The organism is Actinoplanes sp. GCM10030250 (assembly GCF_042666575.1).
In the GTDB taxonomy this organism is placed as follows: domain Bacteria; phylum Actinomycetota; class Actinomycetes; order Mycobacteriales; family Micromonosporaceae; genus Actinoplanes.
In genome coordinates this window covers 155,642-172,866 of sequence record NZ_JBHTDO010000006.1, presented here as the reverse complement: position 1 = coordinate 172,866, position 17,225 = coordinate 155,642, and the positions used below count along the sequence as shown (strand labels likewise).

Genomic DNA, 17,225 nt, shown 5'->3' with positions numbered 1-17,225 from the left:
TTCATAGCACAAGCCGCAGCCAATCAGCCCGCTGACCGACTCCGCTCACCTCTCACCTTAAGGAATGACCATGGGATACGTGACCACCGCCGACGGCGCACAGATCTTCTACAAGGACTGGGGATCGGGCCGCCCGGTCGTGCTCAGCCACGGCTGGCCGCTCAACTCCGACAGCTGGGAGGCGCAGGCGCTGTTCCTCGCCGAGCACGGCTATCGGGTCATCGCCCACGACCGCCGCGGGCACGGCCGCTCCACCCAGACCTGGCACGGCAACGAGATGAACACCTACGCCGACGACCTCGCCACCCTCATCGACGAGCTCGACCTGCACGACGCCACCCTCGTCGGGTTCTCCACCGGCGGCGGTGAGGTGGCCCGCTACGTCGGCCGCCACGGCACCGCCCGCATCGCCCAGGTGGTGCTGGTCTCCGCCGTCCCGCCGTTCATGCTGCAGACGCCCGGCAACCCGGGCGGCGTACCGGTCGAGGTCTTCGACGGCATCCGGGCCGGCTCCCTCGCCGACCGCTCCCAGCTGTACAAGGACCTCGCCGACGGCCCGTTCTTCGGCAACAACCGGCCCGGCGCGACCGTGTCGCAGGGCATCCGCGACGCGTTCTGGCTGCAGAGCATGCAGGCCGGGCACCGCAACGCCTATGAATGCATCGCCGCGTTCTCCGCCACCGACTTCCGCGAGGACCTCGCCGCGTTCGACGTGCCGACCCTCGTCATCCACGGCGACGACGACCAGGTCGTGCCGTTCGAGGTCGGCGGCAAGGCCTCCGCCGCCCTGATCAAGGGCGCCGAGCTGATCGTCTACCCCGGCGCGCCGCACGGCATCACCGACACGCACAAGGCCCAGCTGGCCGGCGACCTGCTCACCTTCCTCAACGCCTGACCGCGACCACACTCCAGGAGAAGACATGAGCACCGAGACGAACACCCCCGACACCATCGTCCTCATCCACGGCTTCTGGGTGACCCCGCGCAGCTGGGAGGACTGGAAGGCCCACTACGAGAGCAAGGGCTTCCGGGTGATCACCCCCGCCTACCCCGGCTTCGAGGCCGAAGTCGAAGCGCTCAACGCCGACCCGGCCCCGATCCTCGACGTCACCGTCCCGAAGATCATCGAACACCTCGAGTCGGTCATCGCCGCGCTGCCCACACCGCCCATCCTCATCGGCCACTCCGCCGGCGGCGCCTTCACCCAGATCCTGCTCGACCACGGCTACGGCGCGGTCGGCGTCGCGATGAACTCCGCACCCACCGAAGGCGTCCGGGTCGTGCCGCTCTCCCAGGTCAAGTCCACCTTCCCGGTCCTGAAGAGCCCCGCCAACCGGCACAAGGCCGTACCGCTGTCGCTGGAGGAGTGGACCTACGCGTTCACCAACACGTTCACCCCCGAGGAATCCGAGGCCCTCTGGAAGCGCTACGCGATCCCCGCCAACGGCGGCATCCTCTGGGGCAGCGTCCTGGCCAACTTCCAGCCCGGCCACCAGGACACCTGGGTCGACTACCACAACAACAACCGCGCACCCCTGCTGTTCGTCTCCGGCAGCGAGGACCACATCATGCCGCCGGCGATCCAGCGCTCCAACGCCGACCACTACAAGTCCGACACACTCACCGAGGTCAAGCTCTACCAGGGCTTCCCGCATCTACTGCCGGCATACCAGGGCTGGGAGCAGGTCGCCGACGACGTCCTCGACTGGGCTCTGCGCCACGCGCGCACACCCGCAAAATAAAACCCTTTTCACCGTACGGCGGCGCCCGGCACCTGTCCGGTGCGCCGCCGTACCCCCGCGTTCTTGACCGATCATCTCCACTTCGACACCAAGACCCTTCGAGTACGCGGGAGCAGCACCATGACCCGGATTCGTATCACCCACATCGGCGGTCCGACCACGCTGCTCGACATCGACGGATGGCGGATCCTCACCGACCCCACCTTCGACCCGCCCGGCCGCCGCTACGCCTTCGGCTGGGGCACCTCCTCCCGCAAGCTCACCGGCCCGGCCGTGCCACTGTCGGACCTCCCACCGATCGACGCCGTACTCCTGAGCCACGACCACCACGGCGACAACCTCGACACGGCCGGCCGCGCACTGCTCACCGACGTCGGCACCGTGATCACCACCACCGCCGGCGCCCGCCGCCTCGGCCACGGCGAAGGCCTGCGCCCCTGGACCACCACCGAACTACGCGCACCCGGCCGCCCCACCATCACCATCACCGCCACACCCGCCCGGCACGGCCCACCCCTGAGCCGCCCGATCGCCGGCGCGGTCATCGGCTTCATGCTCCAATGGCCCGGACAGCAGCACGGCGCCCTCTGGATCTCCGGCGACACCGTCCTGTTCCGCGGCACCGAGCAGATCACCCGCCGCTTCGACATCGGCACCGCGATCCTGCACCTCGGCGCGGTCCGCTTCCCCATCACCGGCCCACTGCACTACTCGATGACCGCCCGCCAGGCCGCGAACCTGTGCCGCCACCTCCAGCCCGCCACCGTGGTACCCGTCCACTACGAGGGCTGGCAGCACTTCTCCCAGGGCCGCGAGGCGGTCGAACGACAGTTCACCGCGGAACACCTGGACCTTGGTGAGCGCCTGCGATGGCTGACACCAGGAACACCCTCCGACCTGACCGTCTGACGCTGAGCTTCACCGGTGCAGCCACAGTGGATCGTTGCCGTCCACAGTTGCGCGTCGCCGGGCCGCGATGATTGCATGTGCCGCGGCTGCCCCTCCGGCGCCGGTCAGGAGGGCGTCATGCTGGCTGGGCTAGGTCGTACGGTGTATGTCCGGCGTCTCACCGTCATCGTCGTGTGGCTGGCGATCGCGATGGCCGGCGCGGTGTTCGGCGGCTCCGTCTACGACCGCACACAGTCCATCGACTCGGTGCCCGCCGGTGCTCCGGCCGCTGTCGCGCAGGACCGCCTGGATGCGCTGTCGCCCGAGGGTGAACGGGTCGTCGCGGTGATCTCCGGGCGCGACGTCGGCGCCATCGAGCTGATCAACAGCGTCACCCGGATCGCGTTCGAGATCCGTGACATCCCCGGCGTGGCCGAAGTCGAGGACTCCTACACCACGGGGACCCGGCAGATCTCCACCGATAACCGCAGCTCTCTGGTCACGGTCGAGTTGAAGCCGGGTTTGAGCGACGACGAGGCGTTGCGGGTCGCCGACCGGGTGAGCGCCGCCTTGCGCCGCATCGACGCTCCCGAGATTCTCATCGGCGGCGAAGTGCTGGCCGAGCGGGAGTTCGGCGACCAGGCCGTCCGAGATGCCGCCGTCGGCGAATCAGTCGCTCTGGTCTGCGTCGGGCTCCTGCTGATCGTGCTGCTGGGCGGCCTGGTGGTCGGCCTGCTGCCGCTGGTCGCCGCGCTGGGCGCGGTCACCGCCACGCTGCTGACGCTGACCGGACTGGCCCGTCTCATGCCGGTCAGCGAGTACGCGGTCAACGTCGTCACCCTGCTCGGCATCGGCCTGGCGGTCGACTACAGCCTGCTGATGATCGCCCGGTTCCAGGAGGAACGCGCCGCCGATCCGCGCGCCTCACCGGCCGAGCTCGTCGAACGTACGGTGGCCACCGCCGGCCGGGCGGTGCTGGTGTCAGGCTCGGCGGTCACCGCGGCACTCGTGGGGTTGTTCGCCTTCGGCGACCCGATGCTGGCCGCGATGGCGATGGGCGGAGCGCTGGTCGTGGTGCTGGCGACGGCGGCCGGGGTGACGCTGGTGCCCGCGCTGATCGCGGTCGGTCACCGGCGTATCCCGGCGCACGGCGGGTGGCGCCGGCAACGGACCTCCGGGCAGAGCCGGGGCCCCGGCCTTCTGGTGCGACTGGCCGGATTGGCTCAGCGCCGGCCGGGCGCGGTGGCGCTGACAACGGTCGCCGGCCTGCTGGTGCTCAGCGCTCCGCTGTTCTTCGTGGAGTTCGCCAACTCCGACGTGCGCGTGCTGCCCAGGACCAGCGAGGCGCGGCAGGCGTACGAGGCGACGCAGGAGAGGTTCGCCGAGCCGCCGAAGCAGCCGCTGACCGTCGTGGTGGAGGCGGGCCCCGACCGGCCCGAGGTCACAAAGCTGTTCGACACCATGAAGCAGCTGCCGGGCGTGTCCGACGTCTACGTGCGGTCCGGAATGCCCGCCGGAGTGAGCGTCGCCGACGTGGTGCCCACAGGCGCCTCGGACAGCCGGCAGGCTCAGCAGCTGGTAGCCGACCTGCGGGCACTCGACGCGCCCGCCCCCGTACTGGTGGCTGGTCCCGCAGCGGAACTGACCGACGCGAAGCGGTCGGTGGCCGAGCGCCTGCCCGCCGCCCTGGCGATCATCATCGTGGCCACCGGCGCGCTGCTGTTCGCCCTGACCCGCTCGGTGGTCGTGCCGGTCAAGGCCATCGCGATGAACATGCTGACCCTGCTGGCGACCATGGGGGTGCTGGTCGCGGTCTTCCAGTGGGGCTGGGGCGCCGGACTGCTGGGCTTCGAACCCTGGGGTGCGCTCGACCTGACCACACCGCTGCTGCTGTTCGTCTTCGCCTTCGGGCTGTCGATGGACTACGAGGTGTTCCTGCTGGCCCGGATCAAGGAGGAATGGGACCGGCGCACGGCCACCGACGCCGCGGCCAACGACCGCGCCGTCCTGGCCGGCATCACCGCCGCCGGTCCGGTGATCACCACGGCCGCCCTGGCGATCGGCATCGTCTTCCTCGGCTTCGTCCTCGGCGACCTGGTCGCGGTGAAGGAGATCGGCGTCGGCATGGCCGTGGCGGTCCTGCTCGACGTCACCGTGGTGCGCGGTCTGCTGCTCCCGGCGACGATGTCACTGCTCGGCCGGTGGAACTGGTGGCGGCCGGGCCTGGCCACCACAGCGACGGCGCCTGCGCCGCGGGTCCCCGTGGGCTGACCGGTAAGACGAGCGCGGTGATGGCACCCGATCAGCGGGGCCGGTGCGTGTTCACAGGTCCATCGCGTAGACCCGGACCCGGCGGCCGGTGTCCGGCTGCACGGTCTCCCGCTCCAGCGTCATGCCCAGCTTGACCATCACTCGCGCGGACGCCTCATTGCCGACGACGTGGATGCTGACCAGCCGCCTCAGGCCGAGCTCGGCACGGGTGTGCGAGACCACGGCCTGGGCGGCCTCGGTGGCCAGGCCCCGGCCCCAGTACGCACGACCGAGCCGCCAGCCGATCTCCACGGCCGGCATGATCTCGGGCAGGAAGGCAGGCACCGCCAGCCCGGTGAAACCGGCCAGCTCACCGGTCTCCTTGACCTCCACCGCGTACAGGCCGTAGCCGTGCTGGTCCCAGTGCCGCTGATAATGTGCCAGCCGCTCCGCGGTCGCGGCCCGGTCCAGGGTGCGGCCGTCATGGATGTACCGCATCACCTCCGGCTGCGCGTTGACGGCGGCGAACCCGTCCAGATCCTCACTCCGCCAGCGGCGCAACAGCAGCCGCGGAGTCTCCAGGGACGGGGCATCAAGGGAACTCTCCAGACCGGGCACCCACCCTTCGTAGCATTTTCAGCCACTACGCCGCGAACGCTCGCCCACTCTTTGCCCACTGAGCCCTTCCTAGCCTGAGGCCGCTGTCGCACATCCGGCGTCGGAAGGCTCAGAACATGTCCGTACCTGTCATCTTCATCCACGGCCTGTGGCTGCACTCCACCTCGTGGCAGCCCTGGCTCGAGTTGTTCACCGAGCGCGGCTACCGCGCCACCGCTCCCGGCTGGCCCGGTGACGCCGACACCGTCGAGGCGACCCGGGCGAACCCGGACGCCCTCGCCGGTCACGGCATCGACGACGTCGTCGAGCACTACACCGGGATCATCGAGCGGCTGGATGCCAAGCCGATCCTGATCGGTCACTCGTTCGGCGGCATGATCGCGCAGAAGCTGCTCGGCCTCGACCTGGGCGCCGCGGCGGTCGCCATCGACGCCGCTCAGATCAAGGGCGTGCTGCCGCTGCCACTGTCGACGCTGCGGTCGGGTTTCCCGGTGCTGGGCAACCCGGCGAACGCCAAGCGCGCCGTCTCGCTGACGCCGGAGCAGTTCCGGTACGCCTTCGGCAACGCGGTCACCGAGCAGGAGTCCCGCGAGCTGTTCGACCGCTGGGCGATCCCCGCTCCCGGCAAGCCGCTGTTCGAGGCCGCGGCCGCCAACTTCAACCCGCACTCGCCGGCCAAGGTCGACACCGCCAACGAGTCGCGTGGCCCGCTGCTGCTGATGGCGGGCGGCAAGGACCACACCGTGCCCGAGGTGGTCGTGCGGTCCACGCTCAAGCAGTACCGGCACTCGCACGCGGTCACCGACATCGTCGACTTCCCGGACAAGGCACACTCGCTGACCATCGACTCAGGGTGGCGCGACGTGGCCGAGACGGCGCTGACCTGGCTCAAAGAGCAGGGCCTCTGATGCGGGCCGTGATGAAAGCGACGGCCGCGGCCCTGGCCGCCGTCGTCGCGTTCAGCGGACCCGCGGTGGCCGACGCGCGCGGTAACACCACCGCCGGCGCGCAAAGTTACGACACAGCCGACAGTCGCCTGCCGGCCGGCTTCACCGAACGCAAGGTCCGGGTCGGCGAGGTCGGGATCAACTTCGTCCGCGGCGGGCACGGCCCCGTCCTGGTCCTGCTGCACGGCTATCCGGAAACCTGGTACGAGTGGCACGACATCCTGCCGGCGCTCGCCGAGCACTACACGGTTGTCGCGCCGGACCTGCGGGGCGCCGGCAAGAGCGACGCCCCGGTGGGTGGCTACGACAAGAAGACGATGGCCGCCGACATCCACGGACTGCTCGTGAAGCTGGGCCTGAACTCCGGCATCAGGCTGGTCGGGCACGACATCGGCACGATGGTCGCCTACGCGTACGCCGCCGCGCACCCCACCGAGGTCAAAAAGCTCGTGCTGAGCGAGGCGCCGATCCCGGACAGGTCGTTCTACTCGTTCCCGGCGCTGCCCGAGGTCGGCCGCGGCGTATGGAACTTCGGCTTCTTCTCGCTTACCAACGGCCTGCCCGAGCAGATGGTGGACGGCCGCGAGGAGCGGTGGGTGCAGCTGTTCACCGACCAGCTCGAGGACGTCAAGGACGGCGTCGGCCCCGAGGACGTCAAGGTCTTCGCGAAGTACCTCAAGGACGACGCGCACCTGCGCGCCAGCTTCGACTGGTTCCGCGCGTTCCCGCAGGACATCAAGGACAACGAGATCAACATCAAGACCAAACTGCCGATGCCCGTGCTCGCGATCGGCGCCGACGGCAGTCTCGGGGGCAACATCGAAACCCAGGTTCGAGGGTACGCGGTGAACGTCACCGGCAAGGTGATCGCCGGCTCCGGGCACTGGATCTACGAGGAGCACCCGGCCGAGATGACCCGGATCCTCACCACCTTCCTGCGCGGGCGGGCCTGATGGACCTGCGCCTGTCGGGCAGAAACGCCCTGGTCACCGGGGCCAGCCGGGGCATCGGGCTGGCGATCGTACGGGCCCTCGCCGGAGAGGGCGTGCACGTGGTCGCCGGCGCCCGGACCACCACGCCGGAACTCGCCGCCCTGGCCGCGGACGGCCGGGTGCACCCGGTCAACGCCGACCTGAGCACCGCCGAGGGCGCCACCGCGCTCGTCGAGCAGGCCACGGCCGTGCTCGGCGGCCGGCTGGACATCCTCGTCAACAACGTCGGCGCGGTCCGGCCCCGGGTCGGCGGGTTCCTGTCGGTCACCGACGCCGACTGGCTGGACACCCTGACCATCAACCTGCTCGCCGCGGTCCGCGTCACCCGCGCCGCGCTGCCACTGCTGCTGGACCGCGGCGGCACCATCGTCACGATCAACTCGGTGAACTCGTCGCTGCCTGACCCGCTGGTCATCGACTACAGCGCAAGCAAGGCCGCGCTCGCGAACTTTTCCAAGTCCCTGTCGAAAGAGGTCGGCCCGCGCGGTGTGCGGGTCAACACGATCAGCCCCGGGCCGGTCGAGACCGACCTGTGGCTGGGCGCCGGCGGGGTCGCCGAGACCGTCGGCGACTCGGCCGGCCTCACACCGGAGGACGTCGTCAAGGGTGCCGTCGGCGGCACCGCGACCGGCCGGTTCACCCGGCCGGACGAAGTTGCCGACCTGGTCCTGCTGCTGGCCGGCGACCGCGCCGGGAACGTCACCGGCGCCGACATCGTCATCGACGGCGGCCTGATCAGCACGCTCTGAGCGAACCTGTTCCGGATCAACCGGAACATCGCACCGGCGGCCTGATCACCAAGGCGGTCCGGCAACGCGGGAGGCTCAGTCCGGCGGTTCGGGAGTGCGGGCCAGCGCCTCCCGGACCGCCGCCCGGGACGTGATACCGAGCTTCGGAAAAATGCGGTGCAGGTGGGTGCTCACCGTGCGATGCGACACGTAGAGGCGCTGACCGATCTCCCGATTGGTCAGCCCGTCCGCCGCCAGCTGGGCGATCTGCAACTCCTGCGGGGTGAGCCGGTCCAGCGCGTCCGGAGCCCGGCGGGTGCTGACCTCCCCGGAGGCGCGCAGCTCCTGCCGGGCCCGCTCACCCCACGGCGCGGCGCCGAGCGCGTCGAACGCGTCGCGGGCAGCCCGCAGCACCGCCCGGGACTCCGCGCGGCGGCGATGCCGGCGCAACCACGCGCCGTGGACCAGCTGCGCCCGCGCCCGCACGAACGGCCACCCACTCAGGTCGGTGGCCAGAAACAACAGCAGGGCCTGCTCATCGTCGGCCAGCACAGCACGGGCATAACCGAGCCCCACCCGCAACGCCGTCGTCGGCATCCGCTCGGCGACCCGCTCCAGGCCGGCGACGATCTCGAGCACCCGCGGCCGGCTCGGCCCCGAGGCGGCGGCCTCGGCCAGGTCACCGATCGCATCCCAATGGTGCAGCAGGTGATACGCCGGATCCCCGGGTTCGAAGATCCGCAGCAACGGCTCGACCGCCTCCGGGTGGCGCCCGACCGCCAGCGCGGCGAGACCCCGGGCGTGCTGCACCGTGGACAACGCTGCCGCCGCGCGCAGCGGGGTGGCCAGCAGCTCGGCCTGCGCCGCGCATTCCTCGAACTCACGGAACCGGCCCCGCAACGCCGCGACCTGCGCGTTCTGTGCCCAGCCGAGTGCCTCGACCGGCGGCACCGAGGTCTCCCGGGACAGCCGGATCGTCTCCTCGGCGGCGGTGACCGCGATGCTCAGATTCGTCAGGTTCGCCGCTGCCCGGCCCTGCACGGCCAGGGCCCGGGCCAGCAGACCCAGCCGGCCCTGGCTCCGCAGGTGGGTCAGCGCCGGAGCGGCGAAGGCCAGGCACAGCTCGTACTCGCCGATCGCGTTCGCGCTCGTGGCCAGCGCCCGGTACGACGACTCGTCACCGATCCCGGCCGCCGCCCACTGCCGCAGCCGGGCCAGCACCTCGGCGCCGCACGCCACCGGGTGCGCGAACGCGAGCACGAGCAGCAGCCGCGGGTCGTCGGCGGCCACCTCGATCCGGCGGGCCGCGGCCACCACCGACTCCCGGATCTCCGTGCCCGGCTCGGTGTACGCGCAGGCCAGCCCGACCGCGTAGAGCAGGTCCAGGGCCAGGTCGGTCTCGGCGCGCCCGATCGCCTCCCAGGCGAACGCGACCAGCGCGCGGATCCCCGGGATGCTCTCCGCCAGATGGTTGTCGAACCGGCCGTGCACCCACGCCCGGCGAGCCTGCTGGGCCGCGGTGATCTCGGCCGGCCCGATCAGGTCGAGCAGCCGATCCACCGCGTCGCGCCGGCCGAGCTCGGTGGCCCAGGCCGCCGCCCGCAGCAACCGTTCCACCCGCCGGTGCTGGTCGGTGCTCAGCCGGGCGGCGATCTCCAGGATGCGTACCGCGCCGGCGACCGCGCCCCGCCGCTGGGCGTGCTGCGCGGCGTCGTCGAGTTCGGCGGCGACCTGCTCGTCCGGTCCTTCGCTCGCCGCGGCCCGGTGCCACAGCCGCCGCTCGGCGGACATGTCCGGAGCCTGCGCCAGCGCGGTGTGCACGGCCAGCCGTCGCACCCCGCCGATCCGCTGCTGCACGGCCGAGCGGATCAGCGGATGCCGGAACCGGATACGCCGCTCGTCGACGGTGATCAGCCGGGCCTCGATCGCCGGCTGCAGATCCCCGGTGGCGACCTCCCGCAGCCGGCCGGCCGCGGCCAGCGTCTCGGCCAGGCCGTCACCGTCGTTGAGCGCGGCCACCTCCAGGGCCGTCACCGTCGCCTCCGGCAGGCCGTCGAGCCGGCCCGCGAACGCCTGCTCCAGACGGGTGGTCAGCGGTAGCCAGCTCCCGGCCGGGTCGAGCCGGCCGGCCACCTCAGGCTCGCCCAGCGCCAGGGGAAGCTCCGCCAGGGCGAGCGGATTACCCTCGGCGGTCGCCAGGATCGACGCCCGCGCCGCCGGTGGCAGGCCCGGCGCCCGAGCGTCCAGCAGGGCCTCGGCGGCCTTCGGATCCAGCGGCGGCACCCGCAGTTCCGGCAGGCCGGCGCCGTCCAGCGGCGTGCCGAACCCGTCGCGGGCCGACGCCACCAGCCCGATCGGCTCGGCGGCGATCCGCCGGGCGACGAAGGCCAGCACGGCCGCGCTCGCCGGGTCCAGCCAGTGCGCGTCGTCGACCGTGACCAGCACCGGCGCCAGGCTGCCGGCGTCGGCGAGCAGGTTCAGCGAGGCCAGGGCGATCAGGAACAGGTCCGGCGGCGCGGCGTCGGCCAGCCCGAACGCGGTCAGGATCGCGGTGCGCTGCGGACCCGGCAGGGCCTCGGCGAGCGGCAGGAGCGGCCCCAGCAGCTGGTGCAGGCCGGCGAAGTCGAGGTGGCTCTCCGCCTCGACCCCGGTCGTGCTCAGAACCTGCGCCCTCGCCTGCCCGGCGACGGTCACGGCCAGGTCCAGCAGGGCGGACTTGCCGATGCCGGCCTCACCGCGCACGAGCAGGGCGGCACCGCCGTCACGCAGCCCGGCGACCAGCGCGGTGATGCTGCGGACCTGGTCCGCGCGCCCGAACAGGCTCGCCATGGGGGCGCTTCACCTCGGTCCACTCAGTCAGCGGCCCGATCATACGGTCCGCAGCGATCTCTGAGCCCGGGCCAGCCACGGGTGTGCGGCAGCTCGCTCGAACACGGTCGCGGCGGTGGTAAGGACAGCCCGCGCCTCGGCGGCCCGGTTGGCGCGGCGCAGCCATTCCCCGTACACAAGACTTGTCCTGGCGATTTGCAACGGATAGGAATCGGCGCCCGGCACCTCCAGAGCGCGGCGGAAGTTGCCCTCGCAGTCCTCGCCGAGGATGGCCCGGGCGCGGTGGACCAGCGACCGGATCAGCGGCGCTCGCGTGCCCTCGGCCAGCCGCTCGGCGTCCTCGAGCGCGACGCGCACCGCATCCGCCTGACCCACCGCGGCCGCGGCCTCGACCAGATCGGCGATCGCCGGCGCCGCGACGTCAGGATGACGGGCCGTGGCGCACAGCGCGCCGTATGCCGCGGCCGGCTCGCCCCGGGTCAGCGCGGACAGGCCGGCGGCCCACGCGCGCAGGGCGTCCACGTCGGCGCGGATCAGCTCCGCGGCCGGCACCGGATGGCCCTGCCAGGCCCGTGCGAACACGGCCACCGCATCGGCGAAGGCGGCAGCGACCAGCATGTCCCCGTCGCGCGCCGCCACCCGCACCGGCTCCGCCTCGGCGAGGGCCTCGCCGAGGCGGCCCTGGACGGCGAACGCGAACGCCACCTCGGGCCGGACGGTGATGGCGTCGGCGAGCGCCGCACCGTCCTCGAACCGCTGCGCGGCGGCCGTGAAGAAACCGGCGGCCAGCGTCCAGTCCTGCAACGCCTCCGCGGCGGTACCCAGACCCGACAGCAACTGCGGGGACAGGCTGGTCAGGTCGCCGGCGTACGCCCGCAGACGGGGCCTGACGGCGGGCGCGTGCCGCGCGGGCGCCAGGACGGCGTGCGCGATGACCAGCTGTGGGCCGGAGTTCGGCACGTCGAGCGCGTCGAGCGCCTCGCTGATCCGGTCCCGCAGCTCCGCCGAACCGGCCCGGCACCGGCACAGGAAGGCGGCGGACGTGACCATGGGCAACACCATGTCGCGCCGGCCGGCACCGGCGAACCGCCTGCCCAGCGCGAGCAGGTCATCGGGCTCACAGGTCCGGGTACCGGAGTTGAGGTCGAGCGCGAGCAGGATCATCGCCTGCCCGCTGAGGATCTCGGCGTCCGGCGCCACCTCCGCGGCCCGGGCCGCGAGCCGTCGGCAGTCGCCGGTCATCCCGGCCAGGCGGGCCGCCTGGGCCGCCCCGATCAGGCGGCGGCCCTGCCCGGCCCGGTCGCGGGTCAGGGCCGCCGCCCGCTCCAGCGCGCGCATCGCCGCGCCGTGCAGGCCGCGCAGGCTGTCACCGGCGGCGGCGTCCTCCAGGTCGCGGGCCACCGGCTCGTCGTACCCGAAGGTCGCCGCGGCCCGGTGCCAGGCGGCCTGGGAGGACTGCCCCCGCTCAGCCAGCGTCCCGGCGAGCGCCTGGTGGGTGGTGACCCGCCGGTGCAGGCCGGCCGTCCGGTAGACGGCCGACCGGATCAGCGGGTGCCGGAAGGACACGCTCGTGCCGGTGACGGCGACCAGGCCGCTCTTCTCGGCTTCGGCGAACCCGTCGAGGCTCAGGCCCATCCGCTCGGCCGCGGCGCTCAGCTCGGGAACCGACACCGAACCGGCGGCAGCGGCGACCAGCAACAGCAGGTCCTGCGCGCCGGGCGACAGCGCTGCCAGCTGGGCGGCGTGGCCCCGCTCCAGCCGGGCGCGCAACGACGACACCGCGCCATCGTGGCGGCCGCTCGCCGCCGCACCGGCCAGCTCGATCAGCGCGAGCGGGTTGCCCTCGGACTCGTCGAGCACCTGACGCAGCAGATGGTTCGCCAGGCCCGGGTGCCGCCGGGTGACCAGACTCCGGGCCTGCGACTCGGTGAGCCGCTCCAGGACGATCTCGTCCAGCCCGAGCGTCTCCAGCGCCGCCGCCCCGTCCGGCCGCCGGGCGACCACCATCACGATCGGCGCGGCCGTCACCCGCCGCACCAGGAAAGCGATCATGCCGATCGTCGGCTGGTCCATCCAGTGGGCGTCGTCGAGCACCATCATCAGCGGCTGCTCCGCGGCGAGCGCGGTCAGCAGGCCGAGCACCGCGGCGGAGAGCTGGAGCCGGTCCGGCGCGATCCGCGGGCCCAGGCCGAAGACGCTGAACAGCACGTCGCGGTGCTGCTCCGGCAGGATCTCGGCGCGGTCGATGATCACCCGGAGCAGCTCGTGCAGCCCGGCCAGGCCGATCTGTGTCTCGCCCTCGACACCGGAGCAGCTCAGCACCCGGAATCCGGCCTGAGCCGCGATCCCGGCCGCGGCCTCGATCAGGGTGGATTTACCCACGCCGGTCTCACCGGTGATCAGCACCGCGCCGCCGTCGCCGGCGTGCGCCCGGGCGATCAGCTCGGAGAGACGCGACAGCGGTCTTCCGCGGCCGACCATCTCGCTCACCACCGAACCCTAGGCCCGGCGGCACGACTGCCGCGTACGTCATGTGACGGACGGTCACCGGATCATTCCAGGGTCAAAGCACCGAAAACCGACAACCATTGCTTCCGTACGACAGGAGCCGCACCGACCTCAACCCCCGCGCCCGCCCCGGCAGCGACCTGACCGGCTCAAGCTGCAACGCCGTCCGGTGCGCGGCGACCACCTCCGGACCGGGCGAGATCCCCAGCTCCTCATCGAGCCGGACCCGCAACGCCTGATAGGCCCCCAACGCCCGGGCCCGCTGGCCGGCCGCTGACAGCAGCCGGATCAGCCGGGCGTGCAGCGGCTCGTCGAACGGCGCCCGCCCCGCCACCAGCTCCACCACGTCAGCCAGTTCCCCCGCCGCGCCGAACGCCAGCGCGGTGTCGGCGGCCTCCCGCGCCACCGTCGACAGCTCCTGGTCGAGCCGGGTGAACACCGCGTCACCGCGCACCTGCGCGTCGATGCCGTCCCCGCCGGCACCGTCCCACAGCCGGAGAGCCCGCCGGTACAGGCCGACCGGGTCCGGACTGCCCGGCTGCCGGGCCTGCCGGACCAGCCGGCGGAACCGCAACAGGTCCAGGCTCTCGCCGTCCACGTCCAGCCGATACCCGCCGGCCGCCCGGACCAGCCAGCCACCCGGATGCCGGGCCGGCAGCTCCGGTTCGATCATCCGGCGCAGCAGGCCGACGTTACGGTGGATCGCGTTGACCGCCGTCCGCGGTGGATCCTCACCCCACATCGCGTCCACCAGCCGGGCCAGGCTCACCGCCTGCCCGCCGTGCGCCAGCAGCAGCGCGAGCAACGCCCGCGCCTGCGGTGCACCCAGATCGACCTCCCGGTCACCGGTCCAGGCACGGACCGGCCCGAGCACCGTGAACCAGACGTCCCGTACTGCCACGATTCCCACCCCCCGTTGTCGCCACGAAGTATTCGCAGCGACGGTGAGCAGGGCATCTGTCACACGACTACGTCAGCCGGCGACCGGCGTACCGATGACCTAAGCCATCGGACGTTATGGTCTGCCCATGCACGGGCGGGCGCCGGAACGGGCGACATTGCGGGGGCTGCTGGCCGGGGCAGGGGAGCGGGGCAGCGCCCTGCTTCTGCGCGGTCCCGCCGGGATCGGCAAGTCGACCCTCGTCGACGAGGCCCGGGCGACCGCGATCGAACTCGGCTTCCGGGTGCTGACCTGCGCCGGCGTGCAGCGCGAGAGCAGCGCCGGACTGGCCGGCCTGCAACAACTGCTGCACGTGGTGGTCGACCGCGCCGACCGGTTGCCCGACCGGCAGCGCGCCGCCCTGCACAGCGTCTTCGGTCTCGGCCCGGGCACCTCGCCGGACCAGCTCGTGCTCTCCGTCGCGGTGCTCGGCCTGCTCGAGGACCTCGCCCAGGAACAGCCGCTGCTGCTGATCGTCGAGGACGTGCAGTGGATGGACCGGCCCACCGCGAACCTGATCGGTTTCGTCGGCCGCCGAGTACGCGACACGGCGATCGTCATGCTGGTCACCTGCCGCTCCGACAGCGTGGACCCGATCACCGAACTCGGCCTGCCCGAGCTGCCGATCGGCCGCCTCACCGAGCACGACGCCACCGGCCTGCTCGCCGAACTCGACCCGGGGATGCGCCGCGAGGTCCGCGACCGGGTCCTGGACGAGGCCGAGGGCAACCCGCTGGCCCTGGTCGAACTGTCCCGCGGCCTCACCGAACGGGGACTTCACGACACGGCCGCCCTACCCGCCCGGCTGCCGCTCAGCGCCCGCCTGGAGAACGCCTTCGCCGACCAGGTGGCCCGGCTGCCGCTGCCGGCACAGGACCTGCTGCTGCTCGCCGCGGCCGGCGACGCGGTCACCCTGACCGAACTCGGCAAGGCCGCCCACCTGCTCGGCATCGACGCACCCGAGCAGCAACTGGGTCAGGCCCAGGCGGCCGAACTGGTCCGGAGGGCCGGCGACGAACTGACCTTCCGGCACCCGCTGATCCGGTCAGCCATCTACGGCGCGGCGTCGTTCCCCCGCCGGATCGCCGCCCACCGGGCGTTGGCCGAGGTGTTCGCCGGCGATCCGGAACGGTCAGCCTGGCACCGGGCGGCCGGCACCGTCGGCCGCGACGAAGCCGTCGCCCGGGACCTCGCGGAGGCCGCCGGCCTGGCCCGCGCCCGCGGCGCTCTCGGCGGCGCCATGCGCTACCTGGAACGCGCCGCCGAGCTGTCGCCCGCCCCGCATCTCCAGGGCCGCCGGCTGGCCCGGGCGGCCGACGCCGCCCGGCAGAGTGGCCTGCCCGACGCCGCACGGCGACTGGTCGCCGCCGCACAGAAGGTCGCCGACCCCCTAGTCCAGGCCGACCTGGCGATCACCGAGTCGTACCTCGCGCTGTACGTCGGCACCGCCGGCCTGGACATCGGCCGGCTGATCGAGAGCGCGCGCCGGGCCGCGCCGGTGGACCCGGACATCGCGGCGAGCCTGCTGCTGTTCGCGTCGATCCGCTGCCGTCAGGAGAGCCCGGGAACCGCCACCGGCGACCGCATCCTCGAAGGACTGCGGGAGCTCGGGCTGCCCGGCGACGACCCGAGGATGACGATGGCGACCGCCTACCTCGCGCCCGCAGCCCACGCCGAGCAGCTCATCACCGCCGTCCGCGCCGCCACCCGGGACCTGCTCACGCTGCCACCGCCATGGGCGTCCGGGCTGGCCACCGCCTCCGAGTCGCTGTACGAATGGGTCCTCGCGGGGGCCTGCTGGACCGCCTCGGCAGAGGGCTACCGGCGAGCCGGCGCTCTCGCCGACCTCGCCGGCGTCCAGATCCAGCAAGCCCGCAACCTGCTGGTGCGCGGACGGCTGGCCGACGCCGCACTGGTCGCCGACGAGGCCCGGCGGCACGGCGCCGACCTCGGCCTGCCGCTGATCATCGCCGCCACCGAGGTGCTCACCGCGCAACTCGCGGCCTGGCGCGGCGACGAGACGAAGACCACCGGCCCGTTCCCCGCGGACCGCGCCGACCTGCGATTCCACCTCAGCTGGGCACACGGGCTGGCAGCGCTCTCCGCGGGCCGGCACCCGGAGGCGCTCGACGAACTGCTCCTCGCGGCCGGTCATCCCGACCTCGGCCCACTGGCGGTGGCCGACCTCACCGAGGCGGCGTGCCGGGCCGGCGACCCGGAGCAGGCCGCGCCGCTGGTGGACGCCGTCGAGGACCGGACCCGCCCGTTCCGGTCCGGCCTCCTGCGAATGCTGATCGAGCGCAGCCGAGGCCTACTCGCCGGCGACGACCGGGCCGAGGAGCACTACCGTGCCGCCCTCGGCATGCCGGACACCGCCACCGAGTTCCCCCTGCAGATCGCCCGCACCCGGCTGGTCTACGGCGAGTGGCTACGCCGGCAGCGCCGGATCACCGCCGCCCGCGACGAGCTGGCCGCCGCCGCGACCGCGTTCGACCTGGCCGGAGCGGGCCCGTGGGCGGACCGGGCCCGATCCGAACTGCGCGCCGCCGGTGTCACCGCCGGCACACCGGCGAAACCGCTCGCCGCCCAGCTCACCCCCCAGGAGATGCAGATCGCCCGGCTCGCCGCCGACGGCCGGACCAACAAGGAGATCGCCGACCAGCTGTTCCTGTCACACCGGACCGTCGGGGCACACCTCTACCGGATCTTCCCGAAGCTCGGTATCACCAGCCGGGCCGCGCTCCCCGGTGCCATCGCCGACCTTCGCTGACCCGGTACGGTCC

12 protein-coding genes are annotated in these 17,225 nt (G+C 72.7%); 8 read left to right on the top strand and 4 right to left on the bottom strand.

The annotated features are described in order from the left end of the window. Positions 1 to 70 precede the first annotated feature (70 nt). From ACFQV6_RS11420 to ACFQV6_RS11405, 4 genes are all read left to right on the top strand, one after another. Positions 71 to 895 carry an alpha/beta fold hydrolase gene (locus ACFQV6_RS11420; RefSeq protein WP_378027375.1) on the top strand — a complete coding sequence of 275 codons (825 nt, stop codon included), beginning with the start codon at positions 71 to 73 and terminating at the stop codon, positions 893 to 895. Positions 896 to 920: 25 nt separating this feature from the next. Continuing rightward, the gene (locus ACFQV6_RS11415; protein WP_378027374.1) at positions 921 to 1,742 is read left to right on the top strand and encodes an alpha/beta hydrolase; all 822 of its coding nucleotides are present in this window, start codon (positions 921 to 923) and stop codon (positions 1,740 to 1,742) included. 120 nt (positions 1,743 to 1,862) lie between these two features. Continuing rightward, on the top strand, positions 1,863 to 2,651 hold the full coding sequence (locus tag ACFQV6_RS11410; protein WP_378027373.1) for an MBL fold metallo-hydrolase: 789 nt from the start codon (positions 1,863 to 1,865) through the stop codon (positions 2,649 to 2,651). Positions 2,652 to 2,768: 117 nt separating this feature from the next. Beyond that, on the top strand, positions 2,769 to 4,901 hold the full coding sequence (locus ACFQV6_RS11405) for an MMPL family transporter (RefSeq protein WP_378027372.1): 2,133 nt from the start codon (positions 2,769 to 2,771) through the stop codon (positions 4,899 to 4,901). A 51-nt stretch (positions 4,902 to 4,952) separates the two neighbouring features. On the opposite strand, the gene ACFQV6_RS11400 is transcribed toward ACFQV6_RS11405, so the two are convergent. After that, positions 4,953 to 5,498 carry a GNAT family N-acetyltransferase gene (locus tag ACFQV6_RS11400; RefSeq protein ID WP_378027371.1) on the bottom strand — a complete coding sequence of 182 codons (546 nt, stop codon included), beginning with the start codon at positions 5,496 to 5,498 and terminating at the stop codon, positions 4,953 to 4,955. Between the two features lie 116 nt (positions 5,499 to 5,614). Between ACFQV6_RS11400 and ACFQV6_RS11395 the strand changes: the two genes are divergently transcribed. The 3 genes from ACFQV6_RS11395 to ACFQV6_RS11385 are packed head-to-tail and all read left to right on the top strand — an operon-like array spanning position 5,615 to position 8,186. Then, positions 5,615 to 6,406, top strand: a complete 792-nt coding sequence (locus ACFQV6_RS11395; protein ID WP_378027370.1) for an alpha/beta hydrolase — start codon at positions 5,615 to 5,617, stop codon at positions 6,404 to 6,406. Between the two features lie 11 nt (positions 6,407 to 6,417). Then, complete coding sequence (locus ACFQV6_RS11390; RefSeq protein WP_378027460.1) at positions 6,418 to 7,398, top strand: alpha/beta fold hydrolase; 981 nt, start codon at positions 6,418 to 6,420, stop codon at positions 7,396 to 7,398. Next, the gene (locus ACFQV6_RS11385) at positions 7,398 to 8,186 is read left to right on the top strand and encodes an oxidoreductase (protein WP_378027369.1); all 789 of its coding nucleotides are present in this window, start codon (positions 7,398 to 7,400) and stop codon (positions 8,184 to 8,186) included. Before ACFQV6_RS11390 ends, ACFQV6_RS11385 begins: the two co-directional genes overlap by 1 nt. A gap of 75 nt (positions 8,187 to 8,261) precedes the next feature. On the opposite strand, the gene ACFQV6_RS11380 is transcribed toward ACFQV6_RS11385, so the two are convergent. The 3 genes from ACFQV6_RS11380 to ACFQV6_RS11370 all read right to left on the bottom strand — a co-directional run bounded on the left by ACFQV6_RS11380 (position 8,262) and on the right by ACFQV6_RS11370 (position 14,403). After that, positions 8,262 to 10,994: an ATP-binding protein gene (locus tag ACFQV6_RS11380; protein WP_378027368.1), complete on the bottom strand. Its 2,733-nt coding sequence runs from the start codon at positions 10,992 to 10,994 to the stop codon at positions 8,262 to 8,264. 39 nt (positions 10,995 to 11,033) lie between these two features. Beyond that, positions 11,034 to 13,475: an ATP-binding protein gene (locus tag ACFQV6_RS11375; protein WP_378027459.1), complete on the bottom strand. Its 2,442-nt coding sequence runs from the start codon at positions 13,473 to 13,475 to the stop codon at positions 11,034 to 11,036. An 82-nt stretch (positions 13,476 to 13,557) separates the two neighbouring features. After that, positions 13,558 to 14,403 (bottom strand): BTAD domain-containing putative transcriptional regulator, encoded by an 846-nt coding sequence (locus ACFQV6_RS11370; protein ID WP_378027367.1) that lies wholly within the window; start codon positions 14,401 to 14,403, stop codon positions 13,558 to 13,560. Between the two features lie 127 nt (positions 14,404 to 14,530). On the opposite strand from ACFQV6_RS11370, the gene ACFQV6_RS11365 reads away from it, so the two are divergent. Beyond that, positions 14,531 to 17,212, top strand: a complete 2,682-nt coding sequence (locus tag ACFQV6_RS11365) for an ATP-binding protein (protein ID WP_378027366.1) — start codon at positions 14,531 to 14,533, stop codon at positions 17,210 to 17,212. Positions 17,213 to 17,225: the final 13 nt, after the last annotated feature.

Excerpts from the sequence above, each read along its gene's own strand:
- ACFQV6_RS11420 (WP_378027375.1), top strand. The coding sequence starts at position 71 with ATGGGATACGTGACCACCGCCGACGGCGCACAGATCTTCTACAAGGAC.
- ACFQV6_RS11415 (WP_378027374.1), top strand. The coding sequence starts at position 921 with ATGAGCACCGAGACGAACACCCCCGACACCATCGTCCTCATCCACGGC.
- ACFQV6_RS11410 (WP_378027373.1), top strand. The coding sequence starts at position 1,863 with ATGACCCGGATTCGTATCACCCACATCGGCGGTCCGACCACGCTGCTC.
- ACFQV6_RS11405 (WP_378027372.1), top strand. The coding sequence starts at position 2,769 with ATGCTGGCTGGGCTAGGTCGTACGGTGTATGTCCGGCGTCTCACCGTC.
- ACFQV6_RS11395 (WP_378027370.1), top strand. The coding sequence starts at position 5,615 with ATGTCCGTACCTGTCATCTTCATCCACGGCCTGTGGCTGCACTCCACC.
- ACFQV6_RS11390 (WP_378027460.1), top strand. The coding sequence starts at position 6,418 with ATGAAAGCGACGGCCGCGGCCCTGGCCGCCGTCGTCGCGTTCAGCGGA.
- ACFQV6_RS11385 (WP_378027369.1), top strand. The coding sequence starts at position 7,398 with ATGGACCTGCGCCTGTCGGGCAGAAACGCCCTGGTCACCGGGGCCAGC.
- ACFQV6_RS11380 (WP_378027368.1), bottom strand. The coding sequence starts at position 10,994 with ATGGCGAGCCTGTTCGGGCGCGCGGACCAGGTCCGCAGCATCACCGCG.
- ACFQV6_RS11375 (WP_378027459.1), bottom strand. The coding sequence starts at position 13,475 with ATGGTCGGCCGCGGAAGACCGCTGTCGCGTCTCTCCGAGCTGATCGCC.
- ACFQV6_RS11365 (WP_378027366.1), top strand. The coding sequence starts at position 14,531 with ATGCACGGGCGGGCGCCGGAACGGGCGACATTGCGGGGGCTGCTGGCC.